The following is an 18,257-nucleotide window of genomic DNA, read 5'->3' as shown; positions in this document are numbered from 1 at the left end:
CATATTTTTGCTGGCGTAACATGCGCGCACGATTACGCTAAGAGGACACTCGCCTTGGACACACCCAGTAAATACTGGCTCAATAACCTGTCATCCAGGTACAACTTCTAAGGCTATCCTCGTATGCTGATAGCCTTAGTGGTTGTCGGCGACCTCATATCTCGTATATCCCGTCGCAATGAGTCAGACTTTTTAATGGTCTGAAACCTCGTTAGTTTCTGTCTGTGTGCCAACCGAACTGTCCCTGATATTTTTTGCATTGGGAGTACCGGTCATGCTGAGCGCATTTCAACTGGAAAACAATCGTCTGTCCCGTCTTGAATTAGATGAGACCGATAACCTGAGCAATTCTGTTTGGGTTGATTTGGTCGAGCCTGAAGAGAGCGAGCGTCAGCGCGTGCAAACGGAACTTGGTCAAAGCCTGGCAACCCGCCCGGAACTGGAAGACATCGAAGCATCCGCTCGTTTCTTTGAAGACGAAGACGGCCTGCACATTCACTCATTCTTCTTTTACGAAGATGCCGACGATCACGCGGGCAACAGCACCGTGGCATTTACCATTCGTGAAGGCCGCCTGTTTACGCTGCGTGAACGTGAATTACCGGCGTTTCGCCTTTATCGCATGCGCGCCCGTAGCCAGAGCATGGTGGACGGCAATGCTTACGAACTACTGCTCGACCTGTTTGAAACCAAAATCGAACAGCTGGCAGACGAAATCGAAAACATCTATAGCGATCTGGAAAAACTCAGCCGCGTGATTATGGAAGGGCACCAGGGCGATGAATACGACGCCGCACTTTCCACACTCGCAGAGCTGGAAGATATCGGCTGGAAAGTCCGTTTGTGTCTGATGGATACCCAACGCGCCCTGAACTTCCTGGTGCGTAAAGCGCGTTTGCCGAGCGGCCAGCTTGAGCAGGCGCGTGAAATCCTGCGCGATATCGAATCCCTGCTGCCACACAACGAATCGCTGTTCCAGAAGGTGAACTTCCTGATGCAGGCGGCGATGGGCTTTATCAACATCGAGCAGAACCGCATCATCAAGATCTTCTCGGTGGTATCGGTCGTTTTCCTGCCGCCAACGCTTGTGGCATCCAGCTACGGGATGAACTTCGAGTTTATGCCTGAGTTGAAACTGAGTTTCGGTTACCCGGCGGCGATTATCGTGATGATTCTCGCGGGCCTGGCACCGTATCTCTACTTCAAGCGCAAGAACTGGTTGTGAAATTGTCGGGTGGCGCTGCGCTTACCCGACCTACAAAACCATTTGATCGTAGGGTGGATAAGCGACAGCGTCATCCACCGTTAGGCTATTTTGCGCAACTTACGCTGGGTATAAACCGCATCAAGAATAAATAACGCCAGCGCTGCCCAAATAAACCCAAAGGTCAGCAACTTATCTTTGCCTATTACTTCACCGTAGAACGTTACTGCCAGCAGGAACATTAGCGTCGGGCCAATGTACTGGAAGAAACCCAGCGTCGAGAGGCGCAGGCGCGTTGCCGCAGCGGTGAAACACAGCAATGGGATCGTTGTTACCACGCCCGCAGCAATCAGCAGTAAGTTCAGCGACAGTGAGTTTTGCCCCATATGGCTGGTCGAACTGTCTGCGATGCCAAACAAATAGATGGCGGCAATCGGCAGCAACCACAGCGTTTCCACCAACATTCCGGTTTGCGCATCCACGGCAATTTTCTTACGCACCAGCCCGTAAAATGCGAAGCTGAACGCCAGACCAAGTGCGATGATCGGCAGCGAGCCAAACGTCCAAAGCTGAACTAAAACCCCACAGGCCGCCAGTGCCACGGCGACCCACTGCATGCGACGGAAACGCTCACCAAGGAAAATCATCCCCAGCACCACGTTAACCAGCGGGTTGATGAAGTAGCCGAGGCTGGCTTCCAGCATGTGATGATTATTCACCGCCCAGATATACAGCAGCCAGTTGCCGCCAATTAGCACCGCAGAAACCGCCATCGCCAGCACCTTTTTACGGTTCTGACAGGATTTTTTCACCTGCGGCCACTGGCGGCTAATGCTTATCAGCGCCACCATAAAGAAGAAAGACCAGATGATGCGATGAGTGAGGATTTCATCAGCCGGTACATCCTGGATCAGTTTGAAATAGGCGGGTGCAATGCCCCAAATAAAATACGCGATAAGTGCAAGAATCACGCCCTGGCGGGTTTGTTTCGCATCCATGAAATAAACTCTGAGAAAAATAGTGTGCAAATAGTAACAGGATTTATCTTCTCACCCCACCATGTAGGTCGCCGTGGCGCTGGCGATATGTAGCTTATCTTCGTTGTGTAACTCCACACGGGCAACCGCTACCTTATTCCCGGCACGTAGCAGGCTGCTGCTGGCGGTAAAGCGTTGCCCACGTCCCGGACGTAAATAATCGACGCGCAAATCGATAGTGCCCATTTTTGACAGGCGTTGGCGCAGCTCTTCTTCGTTAATGCTGTCGTGGCGCGTAAGCGTACTACCGACGCAAACCAGGCCTGCCGCGACATCCAGCGAAGAGGCAATCACCCCGCCATGCAGGATGCTTTGCGCCCAATTCCCGACCATCATGGGTTGATTATTAAAGCACAGCTCAGCGTAGTCTTTCTCATAGCGTATAAGCTCCAGACCCAGCGCGCGGTTAAACGGCATGTGATAAACAAAAATCTCACCGACCAGTTGCAAGGCGGCTTCAGGGGTCAGAAATGCGGTAGACATGGATCATCCTCGATCAAAACAAAATCATAATGTTAACCAATTGTTTATTTTATGCTTCGAAATCGTTGATTGCCACTTTAAGAAATGTAGACAGAGCTTGCGCATCCATATCTATGTAGAATGTGTCCGAGAAAATAATTTGAAACCTTTTTGTTCAGGAGAATATTGCCGATGCGCATGTTTCTGGGATGGCTATTGGCTGCCAGTCTGTTGCCAATGACGGCTTACGCACAGGAAGCCACGATTAAAGAAGTGCATGATAAACCTGCTGTTCGCGGCAGTATCATCGCTAACATGCTGCTGGAACACGATAATCCGTTCACACTGTATCCGTATGAAACCAACTATTTAATTTATACGGTGACAGATGACCTCAATAAAGAAGCGATCAAAAGTTACAACTGGTCTGATAACGCCAGAAAGGATGAAGTAAAATTCCAGCTTAGCCTCGCGTTCCCTATCTGGCGCGGTATTCTCGGCTCAAACTCGGTATTAGGTGCGTCGTATACCCAGAAATCATGGTGGCAGTTATCAAACAGCGGCGAGTCTTCACCTTTCCGCGAAACTAACTACGAACCGCAGGTTTTCCTCGGTTTCGCGACCGATGAGTCCTTTGCTGGCTGGACATTACGTGACGTGGAGTTTGGTTATAATCACGACTCCAACGGTCGCTCTGACCCGACTTCCCGTAGCTGGAACCGTTTATACACGCGCCTGATGGCTGAAAATGGTAACTGGATGGTTGAAGTGAAACCGTGGTATGTCATCGGCGACACCGACGACAACCCGGATATCACCAAATACATGGGCTACTACCAGTTGCGCGTTGGCTATCAATTTGGTGATGCGATCCTGAGTATGAAAGGCCAGTACAACTGGAATACCGGTTACGGCGGCGCGGAATTTGGCTTTAGTTATCCGGTCACTAAGCACGTTCGCCTCTATACCCAACTTTATAGCGGCTACGGCGAGTCATTAATTGATTACAACTTTAACCAGACACGCTTCGGTGTCGGCGTTATGCTTAACGATCTGTTCTAAAAATTTGGCGGTTTTTGTGGTGGGGAAAGCGTGACACAGGCGGAAGTAATTAATCAGGCAGTGCTGGCCAGACAGGTTTTGCAAGATACCTTTGGCTATCAACAGTTCCGCCCGGGTCAGGAAACCATCATCGAAACGGTGCTGGAAGGGCGTGATTGCCTGGTTGTCATGCCGACTGGCGGTGGTAAATCACTGTGCTATCAAATCCCGGCCCTGGTATTCGGCGGGTTGACCGTGGTGGTTTCCCCGCTGATTTCCCTGATGAAAGATCAGGTCGATCAACTGCTGGCAAACGGCGTTGCGGCGGCCTGTCTTAACTCCACACAAAGCCGCGAGCAGCAACAAGACGTGCTCGCCGGTTGCCGCACCGGGCAGATTCGCCTGCTTTACATCGCACCAGAGCGGTTGATGATGGATAACTTCATCGAGCAAATCAGCCACTGGCACTTGTCGATGGTGGCGGTCGATGAAGCGCACTGCATTTCGCAGTGGGGCCACGATTTTCGCCCGGAATATGCGGCACTGGGCCAATTGCGCCAGCGCCTGCCGACGGTGCCGTTTATTGCCCTCACCGCTACAGCAGACGACACCACACGTGCTGATATTGTTCGCCTGTTAGGTCTGCAAGATCCGTATATCGAAATTAGCAGTTTTGACCGCCCAAATATTCGCTACATGCTGATGGAGAAGTTTAAGCCTCTCGATCAACTGATGCGTTACGTGCAAGAACAGCGCGGGAAATCCGGCATTATTTACTGTAATAGCCGCGCAAAAGTCGAAGACACCGCCGCACGCCTGCAAAGCAAAGGGATCAGCGCTGGTGCGTATCACGCCGGGCTTGAACACCAGGTGCGTGCTGAAGTGCAAGAAAAATTCCAGCGTGATGATCTGCAAATCGTGGTAGCTACCGTGGCATTCGGTATGGGCATCAACAAGCCCAACGTCCGTTTTGTCGCACACTTCGACATACCACGTAATATTGAATCCTATTATCAGGAAACGGGCCGCGCCGGGCGTGACGGCCTGCCTGCGGAAGCGATGCTATTTTACGATCCGGCTGATATGGCCTGGCTGCGTAAATGCCTCGAAGAAAAACCCGTCGGGCAATTGCAGGACATCGAGCGCCATAAACTGAATGCGATGGGCGCGTTTGCTGAAGCGCAAACCTGCCGCCGCCTGGTACTGCTGAATTACTTTGGCGAAGGTCGCCAGCAGTCTTGCAGCAACTGCGATATTTGCCTCGATCCACCGCGCCGTTACGACGGGCTGATGGACGCGCAAAAAGCACTATCCTGTATCTATCGTGTCGGTCAGCGCTTCGGCATGGGGTATGTAGTCGAAGTGCTGCGCGGGGCGAATAACCAGCGTATTCGCGAATATGGGCACGACAAACTCAAGATCTACGGCGAAGGGCGCGATCATACGCACGAGCACTGGGTTAGCGTTATTCGTCAGTTGATTCACCTTGGTGTGGTGACGCAAAACATTGCTCAACACTCTGCGTTGCAGTTAACCGAAGCCGCTCGTCCATTTTTACGCGGTGAAGAACCTTTAATGCTCGCAGTGCCTCGCGTTGTGGCCATCAAATCGAAATCCAGCCCGAAAGTGTTCGGTGGCAACTACGACCGCAAGCTGTTTGCCAAGCTGCGTAAACTGCGCAAAGCCATTGCCGATGAAGAAAACATCCCGCCATACGTGGTATTCAACGATGCCACATTGATTGAAATGGCCGAGCAAATGCCGCTCTCGCCGGGTGAAATGCTGGGTGTGAACGGTGTGGGTACGCGGAAGCTTGAACGCTTTGGGCGCGAGTTTATGGCACTTATTCGTAGCCATGTCGACGGCGAAGATGAGTAGTAGCCAGCCCTGGCTGCAACTCGTATAGTTATTCTCCAAAATAATAATCCAGCGAGTTATTTCCTATGTTGACGCTTTTTCTGACCGTAGCGGTATTGCATATAGTTGCGCTGGTCACTCCCGGCCCGGATTTCTTTTTTGTTTCGCAGACCGCGGTGAGCCGTTCCCGTAAAGAAGCGATGATGGGCGTGCTGGGTATTACCGGTGGCGTGATGGTCTGGTCAGGTGTGGCGCTGCTCGGCCTTAACCTGATCCTCGAAAAAATGGCCTGGCTGCATAACATCATCATGATTGGTGGTGGCTTGTATTTGTGCTGGATGGGCTATCAGATGCTGCGTAGCGCACTGAAGAAAGAAAAGGTCACCCAGGAATTGCCAGCGGTCGAATTAGCACATGGCGGGCGCAGCTTCCTGAAAGGTCTGCTCACCAACCTGTCGAATCCTAAAGCTATTATTTACTTCGGGAGCGTGTTCTCGCTGTTTGTTAGCAATGATGTAGGAAGCGCTGAGCGTTGGGGATTATTTGTGATGATTGCGCTGGAAACTTTCGCCTGGTTTACCATCGTTGCCAGCTTGTTCGCACTGCCGCAAATGCGCCGGGGTTATCAGCGCCTTGCGAAGTGGATTGATGGTGTTGCCGGTGCATTGTTTGCCGGATTCGGCATCCACCTGATTATTTCCCGCTAATCCTTCCTTGTATACCCAAAATAATTCGAGTTGCAGCCAACACCCCTGCAACTTGAAGTATGACGGGTATTACTGGCGTGCTGAGGTGAGGAGTGCGCCAACCAACATAAACAGCGAACCAAACACGCGGTTCAACGCTTTCATCTGACGTGGCCCTTTAATCCAGCCCGCAATGCGTGTCGCAAGCCCCGCATAGCCAATCATCACAATAATATCGACCACCACCGTGGTGACACCGAGTATTAAATACTGCGCCGCTTGCGGCTGATTTGGTGCGATAAATTGCGGGAAAAGTGCCGCGAGAAAGACAATGCTTTTAGGGTTGGTGAGATTCACAAAAATCGCCCGTTTAAACAGGCGGCTACGTGGCTGGCTGGTGGCGAGCGTATTTAAATCAATCGCCCCTGCGGCACGCCATTGCTGAATACCCAACCAGACAAGGTAAGCGGCACCCGCCCATTTCAATATTTCAAATGCCAGCAGCGAGTGCGAAAAAATAGCGCCCAGTCCAATCCCCACCAACACGATATGAATCGCCAGGCCGGTTTGCAGCCCGGCAATGGACGCAGCCGCGCCGCGATAGCCGTGGCTGATGGCGGTGGTCATGGTATTAATCGCCCCAGAACCGGGGGAAAGACTCAGGATTATTGTGGTCACAAGATAGGTAAACCACCACTCAACACTCATGTGAAATTCCCTGAAAGAACACTTTTATGCCACAATACGCTATTGTTGATGAGCGTGCTACGAATCACAAAAAAGCGATATGACTCAGCATAAAAATGGATGGTCAAACAGGGAAAGCGCCTTTGCAGCTTTCACCACCGGTCCACTGATGGACTTCTGGCGGCAGCGCGAAGAGTGTGAATTTTCAGGCGTCGATGAAGTGCCGGTACGCTACGTACGCTTTCGCGCGCAGGATCATGACAGAGTGATTGTGGTTTGCCCTGGGCGTATCGAAAGCTACGTAAAATACGCTGAACTGGCTTATGACTTGTTCCACTGTGGGTTCGACGTTTTAATTATCGACCACCGTGGCCAAGGGCGATCCGGGCGAATGCTATCGGATTCACATCGCGGGCACGTGGCGAAGTTTAGCGACTATGTTGACGACTTTGACCGCTTTTATCAGCACGAAGTCGCCAATGGCCCGTGGAGAAAACGCTACGCTTTAGCGCACTCTATGGGCGGGGCAATCATCACCCTGTGGCTTGAAAAAAATTCACAATGCTTTGATGCCGTTGCGCTGTGTGCACCGATGTTTGGTATCGCCTTGCGCTGGCCTGACTGGATGGTGCGCCATATTCTTGATTGGGCGGAAGGCCATCAACGTATTCGCGAGGGTTATGCAATCGGAACTGGCCGCTGGCGCGCATTACCATTTAGCGTTAATGTCCTGACCCATAGCCGTGAACGTTACCGCCGCAATCTGCGTTTTTATGCTGATGAGCCAGCATTGCGGTTGGGTGGGCCAACGAATCACTGGGTAAGAGAAGGGATACTCGCAGGAGAACAGGTTTTAGCGGGAGCCACTGCTATCACCACGCCGATATTTATCCTGCAAGCAGAAGAGGAGCGCGTTGTTGATAACCGCGCGCATGACCAATTCTGTGAACTTCGAGCTGCGGCGGGCAACCCTTGTGAGGGGGAAACACCTTACGTCATAAACGGTGCGTATCATGAGATCCTGTTCGAAAAGGACGATATGCGAACCGAAGCGCTGAATGCCATCATCGCGTTTTTTGATCGGCATCGTTAATTTTCTTCACCAGAGGTTTACTAATCCTATGTACCATGTCGTTGCGTCTGACTTAGATGGCACGTTGCTGTCCCCCGACCACCTTCTGACCCCGTATGCTAAAGAAACGCTGAAACTGCTCACCGCTGAAGGCGTTCACTTCGTTTTCGCGACCGGTCGTCACCATATTGATGTCGGGCAAATCCGCGACAACCTCGAAATCAAAGCCTACATGATCACCTCAAACGGTGCGCGCGTTCACGATACAGACGGCAACCTGGTGTTCAGTCACGACCTTGATACCGACATCGCTCATGATCTGTTTGGTGTGGTGCATACCAATCAAGATATCGTGACCAACGTCTACCGTGGTGACCAGTGGTTTATGAACCGCCACCGCCCGGAAGAGATGAAATATTTTAAAGAAGCGGTGTTCAATTACAGCCTGTTTGAGCCTGGTTTGCTGGAATCCGATGGCGTCAGCAAAGTGTTCTTTACCTGCGATTCGCACGAAAAACTGCTGCCGCTTGAGCAAGCGTTAATTGCCCGTTGGGGTGACCGCGTCAACGTGAGTTTCTCAACCCTGACTTGCCTGGAAGTGATGGCGGGTGGCGTATCGAAAGGCCACGCACTGGAAGCGGTATCCAAAGCGATGGGTTATAGCTTGAAAGAGTGCATCGCTTTTGGCGACGGCATGAACGACGCTGAAATGCTCAGCATGGCGGGTAAAGGCTGCATCATGGGCAACGCTCACCAGCGCCTGAAAGACTTGTTGCCAGAGCTGGAAGTGATTGGTACCAACGCGGATAACGCCGTTCCACATTACCTGCGTAAAATGTTCCTCGGTAAAGATTAATTCGTGAAAAACGAGTGGTGAATTAATCACCACTCGTCAACCAAATAATTCAACTCCGCGTCATACCCTTCGCTACAATGGTGAATAAATTGCCTGTTGTAGAGACTTCATCGTGCCGTTACTCATCATCACCACCATTCTGTGGGCCTTCTCTTTTAGCCTGATTGGCGAATACCTTGCCGGGCATGTCGACAGCTATTTTTCCGTGCTGATGCGCGTCGGGCTTGCGGCGTTAGTGTTCTTGCCGTTCCTGCGTTTTAAAGGCTACAGCGTGAAAACACTGCTGCTTTATATGCTGGTGGGTGCGCTGCAACTTGGTGTGATGTACCTGTTTAGCTTCCAGGCTTATCTCTACCTCACCGTTTCGGAATTCCTGCTGTTTACGGTGATGACGCCGCTGTATGTCACGCTGATTTACGATTTGATAAGCGGTAATAAATTGCGCTGGGGATATGCATTGAGTGCAGGACTGGCGGTGATAGGTGCGGCGATTATTCGCTATGATAAAGTCAGCGATCACTTCTGGATTGGCCTGCTTTTGGTACAGGCGGCAAACATCTGTTTCGCCATCGGTATGGTCGGCTACAAACGCCTGATGGAAACGCGCCCGATGCCGCAGCACTGCGCATTTTCATGGTTTTATCTTGGCGCTTTTATCGTGGCGGTGACGGCATGGTTTGCGCTGGGGAACCCACAAAAGCTCCCAACGACCCATCTGCAATGGGGCATCCTGATATGGCTCGGCGTGGTGGCATCCGGGCTGGGTTACTTCATGTGGAACTATGGCGCGACTCAAGTGGATGCGGGGACACTCGGCATCATGAACAACGTGCATGTTCCGGCAGGGCTGCTGGTTAACCTCGCCATCTGGCAAGAGCAACCCCACTGGCCGAGTTTCATTATTGGTGGGACGGTGATAATGGCTTCGCTATGGGTGCATCGCCGTTGGGTCGCTCCGCGTTCCGCACAAACGGCAGATGCTCGCACGCGTGTGAACGCGTCGAGCGAATAAACGCTTCCGTAGCGGGTTGCCGCTGTTCGCCATCGCGCACGGCGGCATACAACCGGCTCCACAGTCCCTCGCCCAGGGTTTTGGTCACCACCAAACCCTGGCGTTCAACATTCTCCACCACCCAATGCGGCAGTGCGGCAATGCCCATGCGTGCTGATACCATCTGGATCAATAACAATGTGTTATCGACACTCTTCAGCGATGGGCTAACTCCAGCCGGTTGCAAGAAATGGCGCCAGATATCCAGACGTTGGCGCTGCACCGGGTAAATCAACAACGTTTCGCTGCTCAAATCTTCTGGCTCAATACGCGTTTTGTTTGCCAGCGAGTGATCCGTGGCCAGCACCAGGCGCACTTCATAATCAAACATCGGCGAATAGTGCAGGCCACTGCGCGGCAGAATGTCCGAGGTTAAAACGATATCCAGTTCGCTCTGCTGCAAAGCAGGCTGTGGGTCAAACGTCACGCCTGATTTGAAATCCAAATCCACCTGCGGCCAGCTCTTGTGGAAGTTCTCCAGCGCCGGTGTCAGCCACTGAATACAGCTATGGCATTCGATGGCGATTCGCAGCGTAGTCTGGTGTGGTTCGTTACAAGCCTGAAGGGCACGGCTTATTTGTGGCAGCACCTGTTCAGCCAGTTGTAACAGCACTTCGCCCTGCGGAGTAAAGCGCAGTGGCTGGCTTTTACGAACAAACAAGCGGAACCCAAGGCGCTGCTCCAGATCGCTGAACTGATGAGAAAGCGCCGATTGGGTTTGATGCAACGCGGCGGCGGCGGCGGCTAAAGAGCCGCAATTTCGTAACGCCTGTAGCGTCCGCAGGTGTTTGATCTCGATCATGAATGTCCTTCACTTCGGCATGAGCAAATTGCGCTTGAGGATTATACAGTACCTGTTGATTATAGATGTGTAAACATCTGGACGGCTAAATGCGTCGAATAATGAATATTGAGGAAAGAACATGACTATTAAAAATCACACCCTCGGCTTCCCCCGTGTTGGCCTGCGTCGCGAACTGAAAAAAGCACAAGAAAGTTACTGGGCGGGCAACTCCACTCAGGAAGAATTACTGGCGGTGGGCCGCGAACTGCGTGCCCGCCACTGGGAACAACAAAAAGAAGCGGGTGTGGAATTACTGCCTGTAGGCGACTTCGCCTGGTACGATCACGTTCTGACCACCAGCTTGCTGCTTGGCAATGTGCCGGCTCGTCATCAGAACGCGGACGGCAGCGTCAGTCTCGATACCCTGTTCCGCCTGGGCCGTGGCCGTGCGCCAACGGGTGAACCTGCCGCAGCCGCTGAAATGACCAAATGGTTTAACACCAACTACCACTACATGGTTCCGGAATTCACCCAAGGCCAGCAGTTCAAACTGACCTGGACGCAGCTTCTGGATGAAGTCGACGAAGCGCTGGCACTCGGCCACAACGTGAAACCTGTGCTGCTTGGCCCGGTCACTTATCTGTGGTTGGGTAAAGTGAAAGGCAAGCAGTTCGACCGCCTGAGCCTGCTGAAAGATATTCTTCCGGTTTACCAGCAGGTGCTGGCTGAACTGGCAAAACGCGGTATCGAATGGGTGCAAATTGACGAACCAGCGCTGGTGCTGGAGTTACCGCAAGTTTGGCTGGATGCTTTCAAACCGGCTTACGACGCGCTGGCTGGCAAAGTTAAGCTGCTGCTAACCACCTATTTTGAAGGCGTGACGCCAAACCTGAATACCATCACCGCGCTGCCTGTGCAGGGTTTGCACGTTGACTTCGTGCATGGCAAAGACGACATCAACGCGCTGCATCAGCAATTGCCTGCTGGCTGGCTGCTGTCAGCCGGCGTGATTAATGGCCGCAACGTCTGGCGTGCGGATTTGACTGAGAAATATGCGCAGCTTAAAGACCTTGTTGGTAAACGTGATCTGTGGGTTGCCTCTTCTTGCTCACTGCTGCACAGCCCAATCGACCTGAGCGTTGAAACACGTTTGGATTCAGAAGTGAAAAGCTGGTTTGCCTTCGCTCTGCAAAAATGTGCCGAATTGTCTTTGCTGACTGACGCGCTGAACAGCGGTAACACAGAAAAACTGGTTGAGTGGAGTGCGCCGATTCAGGCTCGCCGTCATTCACAACGCGTACATAATGCGGCAGTAGAACAGCGCCTGGCGACGATCACTGCGCAAGACAGCCAACGCCAGAACGACTACACCGTTCGTGCTCAGGCTCAGCGTCAGCGCTTCAATCTGCCAGCCTGGCCGACAACGACGATCGGTTCGTTCCCGCAAACCACTGAAATCCGTGGCCTGCGCCTCGATTTCAAAAAAGGCAATCTGGACGCCAACAACTACCGCACCGGTATTGCTGAACACATCAAACAGGCTGTTGCTGAGCAGGAACGTTTAGGTCTGGACGTGCTGGTTCACGGTGAAGCCGAGCGTAACGACATGGTGGAATATTTCGGCGAACACCTCGACGGCTTCGTGTTTACCCAAAACGGTTGGGTGCAAAGCTACGGTTCTCGCTGCGTGAAACCACCGGTTGTTATTGGTGACATCAGCCGCCCGGAAGCTATCACGGTGGAATGGGCGAAGTACGCGCAATCCCTGACCGACAAACCAGTGAAAGGCATGCTAACTGGCCCGGTCACCATTCTTTGCTGGTCATTCCCCCGCGAAGACGTGAGCCGTGAAACCATCGCTAAACAAATCGCCTTAGCGCTGCGTGACGAAGTGGCAGACCTGGAAGCTGCAGGTATCGGCATCATCCAGATTGACGAACCCGCACTGCGCGAAGGTTTACCGCTGCGCCAGTCCGACTGGCAGGCGTATCTGGAATGGGGCGTGGAAGCCTTCCGCCTGAATGCCGCCGTAGTGCGCGACGACACGCAGATCCACACTCACATGTGTTACTGCGAGTTCAACGACATCATGGATTCCATTGCGGCGCTGGATGCAGACGTGATCACTATCGAAACCTCACGTTCCGATATGGACTTGCTGGAATCGTTTAAAGAGTTCGAATACCCGAACGAAATTGGGCCGGGCGTGTATGACATCCACTCGCCAAACGTGCCAAGTGTGGAATGGATTGAAGCATTACTTAAGAAAGCGGCAGAGTCTGTTCCGGCTGAGCGCTTGTGGGTGAACCCGGACTGCGGGCTGAAAACCCGCGGCTGGCCGGAAACCCGCCAGGCGTTGGCAAACATGGTAAAAGCGGCACAGAACCTGCGTAGCGCTTGATTTTTTGCCCTCACCCTAACCCTCTCCCTCAGGGAGAGGGTATTCGTACATACCGTCGACTTAGCCAATTATTGATATTCCTGCTCCGATCACCATCGTCAACCCTGGTTTATTTTTTCGATTTTCCAGTTTCTCGGGTCGATGGTCTTACAGAGTTCTAAATCGGTAACATAATAGGCGCCGAGTCTTTCCTGAGGGCAGTTGCTATAAGGTGAGAACATCAACCATATAGGGAGCAGGAATGCGATAATTAAAAATATAAGAAATGTGAAAACACTAAATGCCCCCCCAAATAAGCTGATGCTGAAAGCAGCAATGCTACATTAGCGAACTTAATAATAATCCAATGTAAAATAGTCTCTTTACTCATTTTTTAGCTCGATGCATTAGAGAATAGATTGAAAAATAGCGACGTATGTTGGCTATTCCACTCCTTTGTTCGCTGTTCTTGTTGCGAGTGCAATGCGAAGTTTTTCTTTTAGGCTGGCAGATAAACCCATTTCGTTATCTAACGTATTTAACCCTACATTTAGACCGATACCTATTGCAATAATAAAAAATGTTGTAAGAACTATTGGTGCACTTAACAAAATTGCAATACCACCCACAAGCTTTAATGTTTTTATTTTTTTTCCGATAATATTGAGATGCAACATTTTTATAAATGAATTATCAACAATGAAATATTTATATGGTTAAGTGATAATTCATTGGTGGAAGGTATGTATTGTTGTGGCGGGAATGTAGTTTTCTATTTATTATTCTAATCAGAGTGACATGTTGTTTATCTCATTTACGCTATTTCCTTCACCCCTCCTTTGGTTAATACCCTGACCATGGCCAGGGTCGTATTCGTTACTTCTTCGCACCATAGCGTACGAACCACTGCAACATGCGTAGCCAGCCATCTTTTGCGGACTCTTCATGATAGCTCGGGCGGTAGTCAGCATTGAACGCATGGCCCGCTTCCGGGTAAACAATGATTTCTGCGTTGGCATTTGCGGCGCGCAGCGCATGACGCATGGTCTCCACAGTTTCAGGCGGAATACTGGTATCTTCTGCGCCATACAATCCCAAAACCGGCGCGTTCAAATTAATGGCAACGTCTACAGGGTAATGCGGTGAATTTAACGACTTTTCGCCGACCAGCTTGCCGTACCACGCTACCGCTGCTTTTAATTGAGGATTATGCGCGGCGTACAGCCAGGTAATCCGTCCGCCCCAGCAAAAGCCAGTCATCATCAGGCGATGAGCATCACCGCCGTTACGAGCCGCCCAATTGGCGACATGATCGAGGTCGGCCAGCACTTGTGCATCAGGTACTTTGGATACCAGCCCGCTGAATAAAGTTGGAATGTCGGCATACTCATTAGGATCGCCCTGACGGAAATAAAGCTCTGGCGCGATGGCGAGATACCCTTCCAGCGCCAGACGGCGGCAAATGTCGCGAATATGTTCATGCACACCGAAAATTTCCTGCACCACAATTACGATAGGCAAAGAACTTGCCGCGTCTTTTGGGCGGGCGTGATAAGCGGGCATATTCTCGCCCCGGGTGGGAATCGAGGTTTCCCCGGCCTGAATTGCGTCATCTGGGGTATGCAGTACTGTTGAAGCAGGTGGGGAGGCCGCTGGCGCAAAATTCCCGCCCGGCAAATGACCTGTGGCTTGTTCTTCTTTCATTAGCATTCTCCTTTTTGATTAGCGCAGTGCGATAACTATAGCCAGGATTTATTTAGGCTAATCTCCAGACTAAAATGTTTTCGCTGTCTGAAAAAGGAACAGGTAGCACGCTTAAATGTGACAGGAGTCACCAAAAAATATGAAATTGATGTAATTTGTTTCATTCAAAGTGAAATGCGTCACGAAATTTTTTGCAGGGGTTCTGTAAAGTACCTTCTTGAGGCGCAAGCCAATCTATTCAACGCAGGAGTTCTGTTATGTCCAAGTCTGATGTTTTTCACCTCGGCCTAACCAAAAGTGATCTGCAGGGGGCAACACTTGCCATCGTCCCGGGTGATCCTGAGCGAGTTGAAAAAATCGCTGTGCTGATGGACAAGCCGGTCAAACTGGCTGCCCACCGTGAATTTACTACCTGGCGTGCGGAATTAGACGGCAAGCCAGTTATCGTGTGCTCTACCGGTATCGGCGGCCCGTCTACTTCAATCGCTGTGGAAGAACTGGCACAACTGGGTATTCGTACCTTCCTGCGTATCGGGACGACAGGCGCTATTCAGCCGCATATTAATGTTGGTGATGTTCTGGTGACCACCGCGTCTGTGCGCCTTGACGGTGCCAGCCTGCACTTTGCACCAATGGAATTCCCAGCAGTTGCAGATTTTGCTTGTACCACCGCACTGGTTGAAGCCGCGAAATCTATCGGCGCGACCACGCACATTGGCGTGACGGCATCTTCTGATACCTTCTACCCGGGTCAGGAACGCTACGACACCTTCTCAGGCCGCGTTGTTAACCGCTACAAAGGCTCCATGGAAGAATGGCAGCAGATGGGCGTGATGAACTACGAGATGGAATCTGCGACCCTTCTGACCATGTGTGCAAGCCAGGGCTTGCGTGCGGGTATGGTTGCTGGTGTGATTGTAAACCGTACTCAGCAAGAGATCCCGAACGCTGAGACCATGAAGAAAACCGAAAGCCATGCGGTGAAAATCGTCGTGGAAGCGGCTCGCCGCTTAATCTAGTTTCCCCAAAGCCGGTGCAAGCCGGCTTAATTTTTACGCTTTGCGTAACACCTCGCAGGAAATCCCTTTTCATCTGGACATTTATACAGCAGAATTTTATTTTGCTGGGGTTTGGCATGGCTTGTAGGAGTGACTGTGGATCTTTCTATTTTATTCGGCATCGGCGTTACGCTGGTGGGGGTTTTGACGGGTTGGTTGCTGGCAAGTTTGCGGGCTGCCGGGCGGCAATCCGCACTGCATGAAGAACAACGAGAAATCTACGGCGAACTGACTGCGGCCCGGCAAGAGTTGCAGCAAAATCAGCACTGGAAAGCGGAGTGTGAGCAGCTTAATCGCGAGCTACGCACCCAGCTCGAAATCAACAGTGCGCAAGAAGCTGATATTCGCGAACTCTCCACATTGCTGGAACAAACCCGCCTGAATGCCGATGACAAACATCGCCAGATGCTCAACAGCGAACAACGCCTGAGCGAGCAATTTGAAAACCTCGCTAACCGTATTTTTGAGCAAAGTGGCCGCAAAGTTGAAGAGCAAAACCGCCAGAGTTTGAACGGGTTACTGTCGCCGCTGCGTGAGCAACTGGATGGTTTCCGCCGCCAGGTCCAGGAAAGTTTTGGCCAGGAGGCTCGTGAACGCCACACGCTGACTCATGAAATCCGCAGCCTGCAACAGCTGAATGCCCAAATGGCGCAAGAGGCACTGAATCTCACCAAAGCCCTGAAAGGGGATAACAAAACTCAGGGCAATTGGGGCGAAGTGATCTTGACGCGGGTGTTGGAGGCGTCAGGTTTACGCGAAGGTTATGAATACGAAACACAGGTGAATATTCAGCTCGAAAATAACAGCCGTATGCAGCCTGATGTGATCGTGCGTTTGCCACAGGGTAAAGATGTGGTGATCGACGCCAAGATGACGTTAGTGGCCTATGAACGTTATTACAATGGCGACGACGAGTTAACGCGAGAAAGTGCGCTCAACGAACATATTGCAGCGATGCGTAACCACATTCGTATGCTGGGCCGCAAAGATTATCAGCAATTACCGGGTTTGCGTTCGCTGGATTATGTTTTGATGTTTATCCCCGTCGAACCCGCATTTTTACTGGCGATTGACCGCCAGCCTGAACTCATCAGCGAAGCCCTGAAAAATAACATCATGCTGGTTAGCCCGACGACCTTGCTGGTGGCGTTAAGAACCGTTGCCAATTTGTGGCGTTATGAGCATCAAAGCCGGAATGCGCAACAAATTGCCGAACGTGCCAGTCGCCTGTATGACAAAATGCGCCTCTTTGTGGATGACATGTCGGCGATAGGCCAAAGCCTGGATAAAGCCCAGGACAACTACCGGCAGGCGATGAAAAAGCTCTCTTCAGGACGCGGTAATATTCTCGTGCAGGCCGATGCGTTTCGTGGGCTGGGCGTTGAGGTTAAACGTGAGATTAATCCAGAATTGGTCGAGCAGGCCAGATTTGAAGAAGACGAGAATTCAGTTCGCCACGAGCATGAAAACGACGAAGAAAAGAGCACGGACAACAGTTTAGAGAACCGACGTATCGTTGGTGAGCGTTAAGTTCAGGTTAATCCCTGCAGCTTGAAGCATAGGGCTTTAGGGCTCGTTCTGTTACACTTCATGAACATTTTTTGGATAAGCAGGCATTGAGATGGTTGAAGAATCCCAGGAAACAACACACTTTGGTTTTCGCACTGTAGCGAAAGAACAAAAGGCCGATATGGTCGCTAATGTGTTCCACTCTGTGGCCGCAAAATACGACGTCATGAATGACCTGATGTCATTCGGCATCCATCGCATCTGGAAGCGTTTCACCATTGATTGCAGTGGTGTCCGTCGTGGTCAGCGTGTACTCGATTTAGCGGGAGGCACCGGTGATTTAACCGCTAAGTTCTCCCGTCTGGTTGGCGAAACGGGCGAAGTGGTTCTGGCGGATATCAACGACTCAATGCTGAAAATGGGGCGCGAAAAACTGCGCAACATCGGTGTGGTTGGCAATGTGAACTATGTTCAGGCTAACGCTGAAGCCTTGCCTTTCCCGGATAACTTCTTTGACTGCATCACTATCTCTTTCGGCCTGCGTAATGTGACCGATAAAGAAAAAGCACTGCGTTCAATGTACCGCGTATTAAAACCAGGTGGTCGCCTGCTGGTTCTGGAATTCTCCAAACCGATTATCGAACCCCTGAGCAAAGCCTACGATGCCTATTCTTTCCATATTTTGCCGCGTATCGGTGAAATTGTTGCACAAGATGCCGAAAGCTACCGTTACCTGGCTGAATCTATTCGTATGCACCCGGATCAAGAAACATTGAAAGCGATGATGGAAGAGGCTGGCTTTGAAAATACCACCTACTTCAATCTGACCGCTGGCGTGGTTGCACTGCACCGTGGTTATAAATTCTGAC

The 18,257-nt window shown here is 51.4% G+C and carries 18 protein-coding genes; 12 read left to right on the top strand and 6 right to left on the bottom strand.

Annotation, left to right across the window (positions count from 1 at the left end; genetic code table 11):
• Positions 1 to 54: 54 nt before the first annotated feature.
• Positions 55 to 111 (top strand): YsgD/CorL family protein, encoded by a 57-nt coding sequence (gene ysgD, locus MNO13_RS24575; RefSeq protein ID WP_367597360.1) that lies wholly within the window; start codon positions 55 to 57, stop codon positions 109 to 111.
• Between the two features lie 163 nt (positions 112 to 274).
• Positions 275 to 1,225 carry a magnesium/cobalt transporter CorA gene (corA, locus tag MNO13_RS23395; RefSeq protein WP_064541513.1) on the top strand — a complete coding sequence of 317 codons (951 nt, stop codon included), beginning with the start codon at positions 275 to 277 and terminating at the stop codon, positions 1,223 to 1,225.
• A gap of 80 nt (positions 1,226 to 1,305) precedes the next feature.
• Here the strand turns inward: corA and rarD are convergent, their stop codons facing one another.
• Together rarD and MNO13_RS23385 are read right to left on the bottom strand one after the other, a co-directional pair.
• Positions 1,306 to 2,202: an EamA family transporter RarD gene (rarD, locus tag MNO13_RS23390; protein WP_064541508.1), complete on the bottom strand. Its 897-nt coding sequence runs from the start codon at positions 2,200 to 2,202 to the stop codon at positions 1,306 to 1,308.
• Positions 2,203 to 2,253: 51 nt separating this feature from the next.
• Positions 2,254 to 2,724 (bottom strand): thioesterase family protein, encoded by a 471-nt coding sequence (locus tag MNO13_RS23385; protein ID WP_064541505.1) that lies wholly within the window; start codon positions 2,722 to 2,724, stop codon positions 2,254 to 2,256.
• Positions 2,725 to 2,895: 171 nt separating this feature from the next.
• On the opposite strand from MNO13_RS23385, the gene pldA reads away from it, so the two are divergent.
• From pldA to rhtC, 3 genes are all read left to right on the top strand, one after another.
• Positions 2,896 to 3,765 carry a phospholipase A gene (pldA, locus tag MNO13_RS23380; protein WP_064541503.1) on the top strand — a complete coding sequence of 290 codons (870 nt, stop codon included), beginning with the start codon at positions 2,896 to 2,898 and terminating at the stop codon, positions 3,763 to 3,765.
• A gap of 30 nt (positions 3,766 to 3,795) precedes the next feature.
• On the top strand, positions 3,796 to 5,622 hold the full coding sequence (gene recQ, locus MNO13_RS23375) for an ATP-dependent DNA helicase RecQ (protein WP_064541501.1): 1,827 nt from the start codon (positions 3,796 to 3,798) through the stop codon (positions 5,620 to 5,622).
• A gap of 65 nt (positions 5,623 to 5,687) precedes the next feature.
• Positions 5,688 to 6,308 (top strand): threonine export protein RhtC, encoded by a 621-nt coding sequence (gene rhtC, locus MNO13_RS23370; protein WP_064541498.1) that lies wholly within the window; start codon positions 5,688 to 5,690, stop codon positions 6,306 to 6,308.
• A 69-nt stretch (positions 6,309 to 6,377) separates the two neighbouring features.
• Here rhtC and rhtB read toward each other — a convergent pair whose 3' ends face one another.
• Positions 6,378 to 6,995 (bottom strand): homoserine/homoserine lactone efflux protein, encoded by a 618-nt coding sequence (gene rhtB / locus MNO13_RS23365; RefSeq protein WP_241939362.1) that lies wholly within the window; start codon positions 6,993 to 6,995, stop codon positions 6,378 to 6,380.
• A gap of 79 nt (positions 6,996 to 7,074) precedes the next feature.
• Between rhtB and pldB the strand changes: the two genes are divergently transcribed.
• The 3 genes from pldB to MNO13_RS23350 all read left to right on the top strand — a co-directional run bounded on the left by pldB (position 7,075) and on the right by MNO13_RS23350 (position 9,914).
• Positions 7,075 to 8,067 (top strand): lysophospholipase L2, encoded by a 993-nt coding sequence (gene pldB / locus MNO13_RS23360; protein WP_064541491.1) that lies wholly within the window; start codon positions 7,075 to 7,077, stop codon positions 8,065 to 8,067.
• 28 nt (positions 8,068 to 8,095) lie between these two features.
• Positions 8,096 to 8,902: a sugar/pyridoxal phosphate phosphatase YigL gene (gene yigL / locus MNO13_RS23355; RefSeq protein ID WP_064541488.1), complete on the top strand. Its 807-nt coding sequence runs from the start codon at positions 8,096 to 8,098 to the stop codon at positions 8,900 to 8,902.
• A 112-nt stretch (positions 8,903 to 9,014) separates the two neighbouring features.
• Entirely contained in the window at positions 9,015 to 9,914 is a 900-nt protein-coding gene (locus tag MNO13_RS23350) for a carboxylate/amino acid/amine transporter (RefSeq protein ID WP_241939361.1), read from the top strand.
• Here the strand turns inward: MNO13_RS23350 and metR are convergent.
• The gene (gene metR / locus MNO13_RS23345) at positions 9,802 to 10,755 is read right to left on the bottom strand and encodes an HTH-type transcriptional regulator MetR (RefSeq protein WP_241939360.1); all 954 of its coding nucleotides are present in this window, start codon (positions 10,753 to 10,755) and stop codon (positions 9,802 to 9,804) included. The two genes, MNO13_RS23350 and metR, sit on opposite strands and share 113 nt — an antisense overlap.
• A 121-nt stretch (positions 10,756 to 10,876) precedes the next feature.
• Between metR and metE the strand changes: the two genes are divergently transcribed.
• A complete protein-coding gene (metE, locus tag MNO13_RS23340; RefSeq protein WP_241939359.1) occupies positions 10,877 to 13,138 on the top strand; it encodes a 5-methyltetrahydropteroyltriglutamate--homocysteine S-methyltransferase in 2,262 nt (753 codons plus the stop codon).
• A 422-nt stretch (positions 13,139 to 13,560) separates the two neighbouring features.
• Here the strand turns inward: metE and MNO13_RS23335 are convergent, their stop codons facing one another.
• Complete coding sequence (locus MNO13_RS23335; RefSeq protein WP_237930873.1) at positions 13,561 to 13,794, bottom strand: hypothetical protein; 234 nt, start codon at positions 13,792 to 13,794, stop codon at positions 13,561 to 13,563.
• Positions 13,795 to 13,993: 199 nt separating this feature from the next.
• Complete coding sequence (locus MNO13_RS23330) at positions 13,994 to 14,821, bottom strand: dienelactone hydrolase family protein (RefSeq protein WP_237930881.1); 828 nt, start codon at positions 14,819 to 14,821, stop codon at positions 13,994 to 13,996.
• A gap of 257 nt (positions 14,822 to 15,078) precedes the next feature.
• On the opposite strand from MNO13_RS23330, the gene udp reads away from it, so the two are divergent.
• The 3 genes from udp to ubiE all read left to right on the top strand — a co-directional run bounded on the left by udp (position 15,079) and on the right by ubiE (position 18,256).
• Positions 15,079 to 15,840, top strand: a complete 762-nt coding sequence (gene udp / locus MNO13_RS23325) for a uridine phosphorylase (RefSeq protein WP_034492150.1) — start codon at positions 15,079 to 15,081, stop codon at positions 15,838 to 15,840.
• A 135-nt stretch (positions 15,841 to 15,975) separates the two neighbouring features.
• Positions 15,976 to 17,409: a DNA recombination protein RmuC gene (gene rmuC / locus MNO13_RS23320; RefSeq protein ID WP_232887265.1), complete on the top strand. Its 1,434-nt coding sequence runs from the start codon at positions 15,976 to 15,978 to the stop codon at positions 17,407 to 17,409.
• A 91-nt stretch (positions 17,410 to 17,500) separates the two neighbouring features.
• Positions 17,501 to 18,256 (top strand): bifunctional demethylmenaquinone methyltransferase/2-methoxy-6-polyprenyl-1,4-benzoquinol methylase UbiE, encoded by a 756-nt coding sequence (gene ubiE / locus MNO13_RS23315; RefSeq protein WP_064541465.1) that lies wholly within the window; start codon positions 17,501 to 17,503, stop codon positions 18,254 to 18,256.
• The last annotated feature ends 1 nt before the right edge of the window (position 18,257 follow it).

The organism is Buttiauxella ferragutiae, from assembly GCF_022637515.1.
Lineage (GTDB): Bacteria > Pseudomonadota > Gammaproteobacteria > Enterobacterales > Enterobacteriaceae > Buttiauxella > Buttiauxella ferragutiae.
Note: the sequence above shows the minus strand (reverse complement) of the source record. Positions and strands in the feature narration are given on the sequence as shown.

What these genes read in the sequence shown, in the direction of transcription:
- corA (WP_064541513.1), top strand. Translation starts at nt 275, where the DNA reads ATGCTGAGCGCATTTCAACTGGAAAACAATCGTCTGTCCCGTCTTGAA.
- rarD (WP_064541508.1), bottom strand. Translation starts at nt 2,202, where the DNA reads ATGGATGCGAAACAAACCCGCCAGGGCGTGATTCTTGCACTTATCGCG.
- MNO13_RS23385 (WP_064541505.1), bottom strand. Translation starts at nt 2,724, where the DNA reads ATGTCTACCGCATTTCTGACCCCTGAAGCCGCCTTGCAACTGGTCGGT.
- pldA (WP_064541503.1), top strand. Translation starts at nt 2,896, where the DNA reads ATGCGCATGTTTCTGGGATGGCTATTGGCTGCCAGTCTGTTGCCAATG.
- rhtC (WP_064541498.1), top strand. Translation starts at nt 5,688, where the DNA reads ATGTTGACGCTTTTTCTGACCGTAGCGGTATTGCATATAGTTGCGCTG.
- rhtB (WP_241939362.1), bottom strand. Translation starts at nt 6,995, where the DNA reads ATGAGTGTTGAGTGGTGGTTTACCTATCTTGTGACCACAATAATCCTG.
- pldB (WP_064541491.1), top strand. Translation starts at nt 7,075, where the DNA reads ATGACTCAGCATAAAAATGGATGGTCAAACAGGGAAAGCGCCTTTGCA.
- yigL (WP_064541488.1), top strand. Translation starts at nt 8,096, where the DNA reads ATGTACCATGTCGTTGCGTCTGACTTAGATGGCACGTTGCTGTCCCCC.
- metR (WP_241939360.1), bottom strand. Translation starts at nt 10,755, where the DNA reads ATGATCGAGATCAAACACCTGCGGACGCTACAGGCGTTACGAAATTGC.
- metE (WP_241939359.1), top strand. Translation starts at nt 10,877, where the DNA reads ATGACTATTAAAAATCACACCCTCGGCTTCCCCCGTGTTGGCCTGCGT.
- MNO13_RS23335 (WP_237930873.1), bottom strand. Translation starts at nt 13,794, where the DNA reads ATGTTGCATCTCAATATTATCGGAAAAAAAATAAAAACATTAAAGCTT.
- MNO13_RS23330 (WP_237930881.1), bottom strand. Translation starts at nt 14,821, where the DNA reads ATGAAAGAAGAACAAGCCACAGGTCATTTGCCGGGCGGGAATTTTGCG.
- udp (WP_034492150.1), top strand. Translation starts at nt 15,079, where the DNA reads ATGTCCAAGTCTGATGTTTTTCACCTCGGCCTAACCAAAAGTGATCTG.
- ubiE (WP_064541465.1), top strand. Translation starts at nt 17,501, where the DNA reads ATGGTTGAAGAATCCCAGGAAACAACACACTTTGGTTTTCGCACTGTA.